The organism is Streptomyces sp. NPDC057623 (genome assembly GCF_042800355.1).
Classification (GTDB): Bacteria; Actinomycetota; Actinomycetes; order Streptomycetales; family Streptomycetaceae; genus Streptomyces.
On sequence record NZ_JBHVGZ010000005.1, the window covers coordinates 234,047 to 246,336 of the forward strand.

The window sequence follows — 12,290 nt, forward strand, 5'->3', positions numbered from 1 at the left end:
CGTCGGCCACCGAGGGTTCAGCGCCAGGCGACCGGCAGCGTGCGCACCCCGTGGACCGTGCTCGTCGAGAGGGCGAGCGACTCGGGCGGGGCCGTCATGCGCAGGGACGGGAACCTGCGGAACAGGGTGGACAGGCCCAGGCGGAGTTCGGTGCGGGCGAGTGACTGGCCGAGGCACTGGTGCAGTCCGTGACCGAAGGCGAGGTGGCCGCTCGCGTCACGGCGGACGTCGAGGGCGTCGGGGTCGGCGTACACGGACGGGTCGCGGTTGGCCGCCTGCAACGCCACGACCACGCCCTCGCCCGCCCGGATGCGGACGCCGGACAGGTCGACGTCCTGTGTGGCGACCCGCCGTATCCCGGAGTGGATGACGGTCAGATGGCGCAGGAGCTCCTCCACCGCCCCCGGCCACAGGGAGTCGTCGGCGCGCAGTGCGTCGAGTTGGGCGGGGTGCCGCAGCAGGGCGATGACGGCCAGCGGGAACATGTTCGCCGTCGTCTCGTGGCCGGCCAGGAGGAGGAGGGAGACCATGCCGGTGGCCTCGTCGAGGGTGGCCTCGCCGGTCGCCACGCGCTCGGTGGCCAGGCGGGAGATCAGGTCGTCGGCGGGGTCGTGCGTGCGTCGCTCGATGAGGGCGCGCAGATAGCCGTAGAGCGCCATGCGGGCGGCCATCGCCTCGGCCGGGTCGCCGGCGACGCTGGTGAGGGCGTTGGACTTCGCGCGGAAGAAGCCGTGGTCCTCGTAGGGGACGCCGAGCAGTTCGCAGATGGCGAGGGTGGGCAGCGGCAGCGCGTACGACGCGACCAGGTCCGCCTCCGTCGCGTCGCCGTCCGTCATGGCGTCCAGCAGGTCGTCGCAGATCCGCTGGACGGCGCCCTCCATCTGCTCGATGCGCCGGAAGGTGAAGTCGGGGATCAGCATGCGGCGCAGCCGGGTGTGGTCCGGCGGGTCCATCTGGTGGAAGAGGCCGGGGGCCTGCGGCGGGGCACCGGGGCGGGTGTGGGGGAAGTCTGGGTGGTTGGCGTCGGCGCTGAAGCGCGGGTCGGCGAGGACCGTGCGGGCGTCCTCGTGGCCGGTGACCAGCCAGGGGCTGTTGTCGCCCCAGATCGTCACCCTGAGGACCGGCTCGTCGGACTGCCACTTGGCGTACTCGGGGGCCGGGTCGAGCAGGGGGCGGTCGGTGGGGAGGGGCGGGTGCGTTGTCATTTCTGCGTTCCTTGTTCTGTGCCCTGCTGTGTGTCTCGTTGTGCGTTTCGTCGTGCGTCTCGTTCCGCGTCGGCCGTCCCGGGGAGGCCCGCCAGGCCCAGCAGCAGGGACTTGACCTCCGTGGCCGCGTAGACGTCCTTCGCCCGCTCGGTGTCCGGCTGCGGTCCCGAGCACAGCAGTACGGGGCCGTGGCCGGGGTCGGTGGGCAGGCGGCCGTGGCTGCCGCGGACGCCGGACGGGTCCAGGGGGACGGTCTTGAGGCGGTAGCGGAAGCCGAGCTTCTTGCGGGCCACCTGGCCGACGGCACGCAGTTTCACCGCGGGGACCGTCTCGTCGTAGAGGAGCTCGGCGGGGTCGTAGCCGGGTTTGCGGTGGATCTCGACCTGGCGGGCGAAGTCGGGGGCGCGGTCGTCGTCCAGCCAGTAGTAGTACGTGAACCAGGCGTCGGGGTCGGCGAGTGCGACGAGTTCGCCGGAGCGCTCGTGGTCCAGGCCGTGGGCCGCCTTGCCCTCGGCGTCCAACACCTTTTCCACGCCGTCGAGTTCGGTGACGAGCTTCGCGACCGCCTCGGTGTCGGCCGGATCGCGGACGTACACATGGGCGACCTGGTGGTCGGCGACCGCGAAGGCGCGCGAGGTCCACGGGTCCAGGTACTCCATGCCGTCCTGCGTGTACACCTCCAGCAGGCCCGCCCGGCGCAGGGCGCGGTTGATGTCGACCGGGCGGGAGACGGGCGTGATGCCGTACTCGCTGAGCGCCACGACGGTGGCGCCCTCGCCGAGGAAGTGGTCGATCAACGGGCTCAGGGCGGCGTCGAGTTGGCGGGCGGCCTGGATGGTGGCCGGTGAGTCGGGGCCGGAGCGCTGGGGCTCGTAGTCCATCTGCGGGATGTAGACGAGGGTGAGGTCGGGGCGCTTCTCGTCGAAGACCTGGCGCGCGGCGGCCAGGATCCACTGGGTGGAGGGCATGCCCGCGTTCGGGCCCCAGTAGGTGAAGAGGGGGAACGGGCCGAGCCGGTCGACGAGTTCGTCGTGCAGGGACGGCGGCCGGGTGTAGCAGTCGGGTTCCTTGGCGCCGTCCGAGTAGTAGATGGGGCGCGGGGTGACCGTCCAGTCGACGTCGGCGCCCATCGCGTACCACCAGCAGATGTTGGCGACCTTGTAGTCGGGGTGGGTCCGCCGGGCCGTCTGCCAGATCTTCTCGCCGCCGACGAGGGCGTTGTGCTGGCGCCACAGCATGACTTCGCCGAGGTCGCGGAAGTACCAGCCGTTCGCGACCGCGCCGTGCGTGGACGGGGGTTCGCCGGTGAGGAGGGTGGACTGGACCGTGCAGGTCACAGCGGGCAGCACGGTGTCGAGGCGGGCTCGGAAGCCGCGGTCGCCGAGGGCGGCGACGGACGGCATGTGCTGGAGGAGGTTCGGGGTGAGGCCGACGATGTCGAGGACGACAACTCGGTTCACGGGGCCGGTCACCGGGTCGGTCACCGGGTCGGTCACTGGGTCGGTCGTCATGACGGGTCCTCCTTGAGGCCGAGGCCGGTCAACCGGTCGCGGGCCCAGGCGAGTTCGGCGGCGATGCCGCCGGGCAGGTCGGCGGGCGGTTCGGGGAGGACGGACCAGGTGTAGGTCTCGACCTCGATGTGGTCGCAGTGGGCCGAGGCCCCGCCCAGCAGCCCGGCCAGGACCTGGTCGAGCTGGTCGGCCGTGCTACGCAGCGGGGGTTCGGGTTCGGTGTGCAGCGGGGCGTGGAAGTGGACGCGCCAGGGGCCGGCGTCCGCGGGGAGGTCGCCGCCGAGGGCGTCCGGGAGGTCGTCCACGCCGAGCACGTCACCGTCGCTCGTGGTCCGGGTCTGGTGCAGGAACCGGGGTTCGGCGAGCCGGTGCAGGGCCGCGCGGGCGGCGGGGTCGGCCGGGTCCGTGGCCTCCACGGCGCAGGACGCCTGGAGTTTGACGACGGGCATCCCGGCCTCCGCCAGCCGGCGCAGGGCCTCGGCGGGCTGCTCGAACTGCACGGCGAGATGGCAGGCGTCGAGGCAGATGCCGAGCCGGTCGGGATCCAGTCCGCCCAGTTCCCGTACCGCCTGCGTGGTGGTCTCGACGACGCACCCGGGTTCCGGTTCGAAGCCCACCCGGATACGGCGGCCCGTCCACGCCTGAAGCGCCGCGAGCCCCGTGGCCAGCCGGTCCAGGGCGTGCCGGGCCTCCTCGGCGCAGACGGGCGTCCACGGGGTGCGCCACGCGAGCGGCAGGGTGGAGACGCTGCCGTGGTCGACGTCGTCCGGGAGGAGGGCGGCGAGGACGCGGGCGCAGTCCAGGGTGTACTTCAGCCGGGCCTCGTCGGCCCAGTCGGGCAGGTACACGTCCTTCTTGACGACCTCGCGGTGGAACCCGGCGTAGGGGAAGGCGTTGAGGGTGACGGTCTCCAGCCCGCGCGCCCGCAGCTCGCGCTTCAGGCGCGCCAACGCACCCTCGTCGTCGGCGAGTTCGGTGACCACGCCCCTGGCCAGCCACAGCCCGATGCCGAGCCGGTCGGTGCCGAGGCGTTCCCGCACGGGCTCGGCGTGGTCGGCGAGCTGGGCGATGACGCCCTCCAGGTCCTCCGCCTGGTGGACGTTGCTGCAGTAGCCGAGGTGGACGGTCGTACCGTCCGGATGCTGAAAGCGCATGGGCCGCTCACGCTCCCCCGCGACGTATGGAGTTCCCCTGGAAGGTGGCCGTGTCGTCCGGCTTGGGCTCGTTCAGCTCCAGCCGTCCGCTCTGGCCGTAGAAGGCGACGGGGTTGCGCCACAGCACCTCGTCCACGGCGTCGCCCTCGAACCCGGCGGCGAGCATGGCGTCGGCGGTCCTGCGGGTCTTCAGCGGGTCCGAACGCCCCCAGTCGGCGGCGGAGTTGACGAGCATCCGCTGCGTTCCGTGCTCCTTGAGGATCTCCACCATCCGGTCCTCGCTCATCTTGGTCTTCGGGTAGATCGAGAACCCGGCCCAGCAGCCGCTGTCGAGGACCATGCCGACGGTGAGCTCGTTGAGGTGGTCGAGGACGACGAGTTCGGGGGCGATGCCCGACTCCCGTACGACGTCCAGGGTGCGCCGGGTGCCGGCCGCCTTGTCGCGGTGCGGGGTGTGCACGAGGGCGGGCAGTTCGTGCTCGATGGCGAGCTGGAGCTGCCGGGCGAGTGCCTCGTCCTCCTGCGGAGTCATCGAGTCGTAGCCGATCTCACCGACGGCGACGACCCGGTCCTTGGCGAGATAGCGGTCGAGTTCGTCGAGGACCGGAAGGCAGCGGGGGTCGTTGGCCTCCTTCGGGTTGAGCGCGATCGTGCAGAAGTGCTGGATGCCGAACTGGGCGGCACGGTGCGGCTCCCAGCCCACCAGCCCGTCGAAGTAGTCGTAGAAGCTCTCCGGCGAGGTGCGGGGCTGACCGAGCCAGAAGGCGGGCTCGACGACGGCGCGCACCCCGGCGGCGTACATCGCCTCGTAGTCGTCGGTCGTGCGGGAGGTCATGTGGATATGGGGGTCGAAGATGCGCACGGTCAGCCCTCTTCCTTGAGTACGTCCGTGAGTGGATCCGTGGGTGCGTGCTGGAGCGCGTGATCGAGTTCCGGGCCGACGACGTCCGGGAAGGCACGGACGACGGGCCGGATGTCCTGGGGTACGTCCCGTCCCGCGACGATCCGCTCATGGGCGAAGTCGGCGAGCATCCGGGCCAGTTCGCGGTCGGCGCGGGTGTCCAGGCCGGTGACGCGGTCCAGCGGGATCTCGCAGAAGACGCACTTCAGTACGGCCTGGCGGAACTCGGCGTCCGGGAGGTGCGTCGCGGCGTACGGCCCGAGGGCGGCCTCGATCAGGGTGGTGTCGTTGCCGCGCAGTGCTTCCCGCACCAGCGGCAGGGCGAGGTCGCCCAGGTCGAGCAGGGGCAGGGTGCGCAGGACGGCGCGCTGTTCGGCCGGGTCGCCGTGCCGGTGGAGGCGGGTCACCTCCTCGGCGAGGGCCTGGCCGCGCAGAGGCAGTGCGGTGAGCAGAACGGCGCGGGTGGCCTCGTCGACGGTCCAGTAGTGGTCGATACGGCTGTGTCCGCAGCGCCTTCGGGCGGCGGGGAACAGGCGCCGCACGATGGCGGGTTCGGCGGCGATGCCGTCAACGCTCTCGTCCAGCCAGGCGCGGGCCGTGGGGTCCAGTACGGCGAACAGGGCGGGGCGGGGGTCCGGCGGGGCCGCGGGGGAGGCGGTCGTGACAGCCATGGAGGAACTGCCTTCTGCGAGGTGGGAGGGGGTGGGGCCAGAAGGAGGGTGGGCGGGGCGGTGGCTAGGCGACCGCGCGCAGGAACTCGATCGAGCGGCGGGCGACGTCGGGCGCGTCGAGCGAGCCGCCCTGGATCTCCACGGAGATCAGGCCGCGGTGGTCCAGGTCGCGCAGGGCGTCCAGCACCGGCGGGAAGTCGATCTCGCCGGCGCCGAATTCGAGGTGCTGGTGGACGCCCCGCCGCATGTCCTCGATCTGCACGTTGCGCAGCAGCGGCGCCGCGTCGCGCACGCAGTCGAGCACGGAACGGTTCTCCACGCAGTGCGCGTGGCCGATGTCCAGGGTGATCCCGAACAGCTCGTGTCCGTCGACCAGTCGGGCGAGGTGCAGGCAGCGCTCCACGCTGTCGACGAACATGTACGGCTCCGGCTCGAAGGCCAGCGCCACGCCGTGCTTCTCCGCCGTCTCCAGCACGGTCTCCACACCGGCCGCGAGCCGCTTCCACGCGTCCTGCTCCGGCAGTCCGTCCGGCGCCGGGCCGCTGCACAGGTGGACGGTGGGCGAGCCGAGGTCCGCCGCGATGCGTACGGCGCGCCGCAGCAGGTCGATCCTGGGCTCGGAGCCGTCCGACATCAGCGTGGGCAGGTGCTTGCCCCAGGGGTGGAGGAAGAACGGCGCGCCGGTCTCCACCGTCACGTCCAGTCCCTGCCGCGCGAGTTGCCGCGCGAGGGCGGCGACGCGCCGGGGCAGGTCGTCGGCGTACGGGTCGAGGTGGCCGTGGTCGAGGGTGAGGGCGACGCCGTCGTAGCCGAGGTCGGCGAGGACGACGAGGACATCGCTCAGCCGGTGGTGCGTGAAGCCGTTGGTGCCGTAGCCGAACTTGAGAGGGGCGGGGGGAGAAGTGGGGGGAGGTCTCATGGTGCGGGTTCCTCACACGGAGGTGCGGTGGGTCTCAGGTGGGGGATATGCGCCGGGCGAGCCGTCGCGCGAGGGGATGGACGACGCCCAGCGCCGCGGCGACACCCGGTGCCCCACCGCGCGCGGTGAGCGCGGCCTGCAAGGGCATCAGCCCGAGGATCCCGGCCCCCACGGCCCCGCGTACGTTCTCCCCCGACGGTTTGCGTACGGCGCGGACCTGGGCGACGCCGTAGGTGCCGAGGTAGGCGAGTGCACCGGCAGCGGTGAGGGCGGCGCGGACCCTGTGGGAGCGGGCGGCCACAGCAACGCCCTTGAGGGGCGCGGGGCTGTGCCGAATCGCGGCTCCGCCGCGGGGCGCGACCAGCCGCGACGGCGCAGCACACGCCGAAGCGCCTTTCGAGGCACTGCTCACGGCGGCTCGGGCGACAGGAACGGCCGTCGCAACCGCCGTGGCCGCGGACACCACGAGCGTCGCCAGCGGCACCCGCACCGGCGCCCCACCGATCTCATGCCGGCTGAGCGCCATCAACGTACCGGTATGCACCCCGACCAGCCCGGCGGGCACGGCGGCACGACGCAGGGCGGTGCCGACCGGCTCGGCACCGGCCCCGGGCACGACCGCTCCGGCCAGCACGTCCAGAACCCGGGCCCCCGCCATGGCGAAGCCGCCCGCCGGGGTGGACTTGAGCTTCAGGTCATACGCCCAGACCAGCCCGGCCAAGGGCAGTGCCGCACCCACACTGCGCCGGCCCCCCGCCGCGGCGGCGAGACCGAGGCCCACCGCCGTCAGCGTGCCGGCCACGGCGAGCGCGGTGCGGCGCGGAACACGCCCCGAGGGCACAGGTCGGTCCGGCCTCTCGACGGAGTCGACCGTGGCGTCGGCGTAGTCGTTGAGGGCCATGCCGGCCCAGTAGAGGCAGACGGAGGAACCGATCACTCCGAAGGTACGGGCGCCCAGCGGGCGGCCGGCAGCGGCCGCTCCCGCGATCACGTCACCGGGGACACTCAGCGCGGCCGGCGCTCTGACGAGCAGGGCGAGGTCGGTGAGGCGCACGGCAGACCGGGATCCGAAGCGGGCAACCGCTTTCCGATCTTTCATGCGCCGCACCCTACTCGCGGCTATTAACCATTCAGGTACCTACCCCCCGGTAAGCGGAGTGACAAAGTAGACAGAGAATTTTCTTACCTTGGAACCCGAACTACCGGTAAACGTGGGCCGTTTGAGGCCTTCTCAGGTCTCACGGCTCCTGCCGCAGCCGCCGCCACACCGCCTTGGCCGCGTTGTGCCCCGACATCCCGTGCACGCCCGGTCCGGGCGGGGTCGCCGACGAGCAGATGAAGACAGCCGGGTGCGGGGTGCGGTAGGGGTAGAGCGACAGCTTGGGCCGGAGCAGGAGTTGGAGCCCGGAGGCCGCTCCGGAGGCGATGTCGCCGCCGACGTAGTTGGCGTTGCGGGCGGCGAGTTCGGCCGGGCCGGCCGTCGCGCGGGCGAGGACACGGTCGCGGAACCCCGGTGCGAAGCGCTCCAGTTGACGTTCGAGGGCGTCCGTGAGGTCTCCGGTCCAGCCGTTCGGCACATGGCCGTACGCCCAGAAGGTGTGCTTGCCCTCGGGGGCCCGGGTGGGGTCGACGACACTGGGCTGCACCGTGATCATGAACGGCTTGTCGGGCGCCCGGCCCTCCCTGGACGCGGCGCGCAGGGCGGCGCCGATCTCCGCGCTGTCCCCGCCGACCTGCACGGTGCCGGCCCGCCGCGCCTCCGGCGAGGTCCACGGCACCGGGCCGTCCAGCGCGTAGTCGATCTTGAACGCGGCGGCGCCGTAGCGATAGCCCTCGTAGTAGCGGCCGAAGCCGGCGATGCGGGCCAGCGCGGTGGGTGAGGTGTCGAAGATGTACGCGCGCGCGGGCGGCAGGTCGTCCAGCCGCTTGACCTCGTAGTCGGTGTGGACGGTGCCGCCGAGGTCCTTCAGATAGGCGGTGAGGGCGTCGGAGATGGACTGGGAGCCACCGCGGGCCACAGGCCACCCGCGGGCGTGGGCGGCGAGGGCGAAGACCAGTCCGACGGCGCCGGTGGCGAAGCCGCCCAGCGGGGCGATGACGTGCGCCACGAGACCGGCGAACAGCGTCCTGGCCCGCTCGTCGCGAAAGCGCCGCGTCAGCCAGGTCGACGGGGGCAGTCCGACCAGGCCGAACCGGGCGAGGGTGACCGGGTCCCTGGGCAGCGCGGTGAGGGGCAGGGACATGAAGTCGAGGGCCAGCGTGTCCCACTTGGCCAGGAACGGTTCGACCAGCCTGCGGTACGTGCCCGCGTCGCGCGGGCCGAACGAGGCCGCGGTCTCGGCGACGGACCGGGACAGCACGGCGGCGCTGCCGTCGGTGAAGGGATGCGCCATGGGCAGCTCGGCGTGCAGCCACTCGAGGCCGTAACGGTCGAGCGGCATGGTCCGGAACACCGGCGAGTTGATACCGAGCGGGTGCGCGGCGGAGCACGGGTCGTGCCGGAAGCCGGGGAGGGTCAGCTCCTCGGTGCGGGCTCCTCCGCCGACGGTGTCACGCGCCTCGAACACGGCCACGGAGAAGCCGCGGCGGGCCAGCTCCACGGCAGCGGTCAGTCCGTTCGGCCCCGCACCCACCACGACCGCATCGAGCATCGACGGCACCTTCGGACTCCTTCGTCAGCCGATGGCCATTGAAGGTTCAGGATATGCCGGGGCACTGACAGACCGGGGGCGCGGTGCCCCAGCCGGGGGCGCGGTGCCCCGGCCAGAGCCGTGGGGCCGTATCGATCTGCGGCTGGACCGAGCTCTCTTGGACGATCAGTTTCCTGCCGACAGCAGTCCCGCGACCCGGCGAGCCGTGGCCGCGTCCCGGGCCGTCGTGAACGGCAGGGCGTTGCCGCCCGTGATCCGGAACGGTTCGCCCGCGTGGGTCAGGTGGGCGCCGCCCGCCTCCTCGACCAGGAGAATGCCCGCGGCGTGATCCCAGGCGGCCTCCCAGCTGAACGCGATGGCGTCCAACTCGCCCCGGGCGATGGCGAGATACTCCAGCCCCGCCGAGCCGCAGGCGCGCGGCCTGACCCCGTCGGTCCACAGGCCCAGCAGCGCGCGCTTTTGTTCGTCGGTCGTGTAGTCGGGGTGGGACGTGGCGATGTCCAGGTCCCGGCCGGGCTCCGGCGCGCCGGAGTGCAGCCGCTCGCCGTCGAGGTGGGCGCCCTTGCCCCGTATCGCCGTGGCCAGTTGGTCGCGGGCGGGGGCGTAGGTCCAGGAGGCGAGCAGGACGCCGTGCTGAGCGAGCGCGACCAGCGTGCAGAAGCCGGTTTCTCCGCGCACGAACTGGCGGGTGCCGTCGACGGGGTCGACGATCCAGACCGGGGCGTCGCCCTGGAGCGCCTCGTACGACGCCGGGTTGGCGTGCACCGCCTCCTCGCCGACCACGACCGAGCCGGGCAGCAGGGCGCCGAGCACCCCGGTGAGGTACTGCTCGGCGAGCCGGTCGGCGTCGGTCACCAGGTCGTGCGGTCCGGCTTTCTGGTCGATCTCATGGGCGGCGAGCTGCCGGAAGCGGGGCATGATCTCGCCCTCGGCCGCCTTGCGGACCGCTTCTTCCACGTCCGTCTCGTGCTGTGCGAGAAACTCGTCGATGGTTTCGTTGTATCCGATCACCCCTCCATGAGAGCACGCCCCACTGACAATCCCCGCCCGTCCGATGGACGCCGGATGGCGTCGGCATGAACATGGGGTGCGCGTATCGGCAGGTCAGGGGCCTGCCGATGACGCCCGGCGGCTGCCCTCAACGGCCGACCGCGTAGCCCTGCATCCCCCGCGGATTCGCCGCCGCCGACAGGACCCCGGTCTCCGGGTCCCTCGCGACCGCGCACAGCCGGCCCTCCGACCAGGCGTCACCGACGGTCACGGCGTGGCCCCGCCGCCGTAGCTCCTCCACCACCTCGGGGGCCGTGCGGGACTCCACCGTGACGCTTCCCGGTCGCATCCCGCGCGGGTAGAAGGAGCCGGGGAAGCTGTCGTTGTGCCAGTTCGGGGCGTCGATCGCGCCCTGGAGGTCGAGGCCGCCGCGGACCTGGCCGCGCAGGGCGACCGCGAGGAAGAAGTGCAGCTGCCACTGGTCCTGCTGGTCCCCGCCGGGCGTACCGAAGGCCATGACGGGCACGCCGTCGCGCAGGGCGATCGAGGGCGTGAGTGTCGTACGGGGCCGCCGGCCCGGCGTCAGCGAGTTCGGCAGGCCCTCCTCCAGCCAGGTCATCTGGAGCCGGGTGCCGAGCGGGAAGCCCAGTTCGGGCACGACGGGGTTGGACTGGAGCCAGCCGCCGCTGGGGGTGGCCGCGACCATGTTGCCCCAGCGGTCGACGATGTCCAGGTGGCAGGTGTCGCCACGGGTGCCGCCGTCGGCGCGGACGTCGGGCTCACCCGGTACCGGAGACGTCGGGCTCTTGGCGACCGTCGGTTCACCGACCCCCAGCGCGTCGAAGCCGGGCCCGTCGGCGGCCGCCACGCGCGCGTGGGCGCACAGGCGCGGGGCGCGTCCGCCCGGGCTGCCGGGCCGCAGCTCGTGGGATGCCTTGTGGCCGACCAGCTCCCGCCGGGCCGCGTTGTACCGGTTGGACAGCAGCTCGTCGAGGGGTACCTCGGCCGCGTCGCCGTACCAGGCCTCCCGGTCGGCCATGGCCAGCTTGCAGCCCTCGATCAGCAGGTGGACGTACTCGGCGGACCCGTACCGGGGCAGCTCGGGCGGGAGCAGCGCGAGCTGCTGGAGGAGGACCGGGCCCTGACTCCAGGGGCCGGCCTTGCACAGGGTCCAGCCGTTCCAGTCGTACGTCGCCGGTGCTTCGTAGGTGGCGGACCAGCCGGCGAGGTCGGCGGCCGTGAGCGTGCCGGAGTGACGTTCGCCGCTGGTGTCCATGGTGGGCCGCCGGGCCTGCCGTACGAGGGCCTCGGCGATGAAGCCGGTCCGCCACACCTCCCGCGCGGCCTCGATCTGCGCGACCCGGTCCCCGGCACCGGCGACCTCGCCGAGCAGCCGCTTCCAGGTGGCGGCGAGGGCGGGATTGCGCAGCAGCTCCCCGGGCCGGGGAGCCTTCCCGCCCGGCAGATACACCTCGGCCGACGACGTCCACTCCGTCTCGAACAGCTCCCGCACGGTCTCGACGGTCTCCCCGACCCGCTCCACGGGCGCGTGCCCGTCTTCGGCGTAGCCGATGGCGTACCGGAGCACCTCGCCGAGCGACTTGGTGCCGTGGTCGCGCAGCAGAAGCATCCAGGCGTCGAACGCGCCGGGCACTGCGGCGGCGAGCGGTCCCGTCCCGGGCACGAGTTCCAGCCCGAGGCCCCGGTAGTGCGCGACGGTCGCCCCGGCCGGTGCCGTGCCCTGCCCGCACAGCACCCGCACCTCTCCGCCCGCCGGGGCCAGCAGGATCGGCACCTCGCCGGCCGGCCCGTTGAGGTGCGGCTCGACCACATGCAGCACGAACGCGCCCGCCACGGCTGCGTCATACGCGTTGCCCCCGCCCTCCAGCACGGCCATCGCGGACTGCGAGGCCAGCCAGTGGGTGGAGGACACCATGCCGAAGGTGCCCTGGAGGGTGGGGCGGGTTGTGAACATGTGGGCTCTCACCTCGCTGGTTGCGCGCATTGGCAGACTGACGGGCAGTCAGGAGCGGCCCTGGGGAGAATCCGGCGGGTGTGCTTCCGGAACCTCCTCCTGCCGCTCCTCCGGCAGGCTATCGATCGCCCCCGGTCCCTCCTCCCCCGCCTCCGACCTGAAGTGGGCATGGTGGTCGGGGGTGGCGGTCGGCACGTGCAGGAAGTCCTGGCTTCCAGCCGGGAGTTGAACCGGGAGCCGGCCCCGGAGTCAAGGCGGGTCGGCATCGGGGGCCCGGCGCGGATAGCGCCATGTGCACCGCCTATTCGGGTGC

The 12,290-nt window shown here is 72.6% G+C and carries 10 protein-coding genes; all 10 read right to left on the reverse strand.

Going from position 1 to position 12,290, the window contains the following annotated elements; genetic code table 11:
- Positions 1-17: 17 nt before the first annotated feature.
- A complete protein-coding gene (locus ACFU95_RS08230; protein WP_383823485.1) occupies positions 18-1,205 on the reverse strand; it encodes a cytochrome P450 in 1,188 nt (395 codons plus the stop codon).
- A complete protein-coding gene (locus ACFU95_RS08235; protein WP_383823488.1) occupies positions 1,202-2,716 on the reverse strand; it encodes an alkaline phosphatase family protein in 1,515 nt (504 codons plus the stop codon). The genes ACFU95_RS08230 and ACFU95_RS08235 overlap by 4 nt, the downstream gene beginning before the upstream one ends.
- Positions 2,713-3,870, reverse strand: a complete 1,158-nt coding sequence (gene eboE / locus ACFU95_RS08240; protein WP_383823491.1) for a metabolite traffic protein EboE — start codon at positions 3,868-3,870, stop codon at positions 2,713-2,715. Before eboE ends, ACFU95_RS08235 begins: the two co-directional genes overlap by 4 nt.
- Positions 3,871-3,877: 7 nt before the next feature.
- On the reverse strand, positions 3,878-4,732 hold the full coding sequence (locus ACFU95_RS08245) for a TatD family hydrolase (RefSeq protein WP_383823494.1): 855 nt from the start codon (positions 4,730-4,732) through the stop codon (positions 3,878-3,880).
- Positions 4,733-4,734: 2 nt separating this feature from the next.
- A complete protein-coding gene (locus ACFU95_RS08250) occupies positions 4,735-5,442 on the reverse strand; it encodes an EboA domain-containing protein (RefSeq protein ID WP_383823496.1) in 708 nt (235 codons plus the stop codon).
- Between the two features lie 64 nt (positions 5,443-5,506).
- Complete coding sequence (locus ACFU95_RS08255; protein WP_383823499.1) at positions 5,507-6,361, reverse strand: sugar phosphate isomerase/epimerase family protein; 855 nt, start codon at positions 6,359-6,361, stop codon at positions 5,507-5,509.
- Positions 6,362-6,395: 34 nt separating this feature from the next.
- Positions 6,396-7,460 (reverse strand): SCO3242 family prenyltransferase, encoded by a 1,065-nt coding sequence (locus tag ACFU95_RS08260; protein WP_383823502.1) that lies wholly within the window; start codon positions 7,458-7,460, stop codon positions 6,396-6,398.
- A gap of 139 nt (positions 7,461-7,599) precedes the next feature.
- Positions 7,600-9,012, reverse strand: a complete 1,413-nt coding sequence (locus tag ACFU95_RS08265) for a phytoene desaturase family protein (RefSeq protein ID WP_383823505.1) — start codon at positions 9,010-9,012, stop codon at positions 7,600-7,602.
- A gap of 165 nt (positions 9,013-9,177) precedes the next feature.
- On the reverse strand, positions 9,178-10,023 hold the full coding sequence (locus tag ACFU95_RS08270) for an inositol monophosphatase family protein (RefSeq protein ID WP_383823508.1): 846 nt from the start codon (positions 10,021-10,023) through the stop codon (positions 9,178-9,180).
- Between the two features lie 127 nt (positions 10,024-10,150).
- Positions 10,151-11,977, reverse strand: coding sequence for a gamma-glutamyltransferase family protein (locus ACFU95_RS08275; protein ID WP_383823511.1), 1,827 nt, complete (start codon positions 11,975-11,977; stop codon positions 10,151-10,153).
- Positions 11,978-12,290 lie beyond the last annotated feature (313 nt).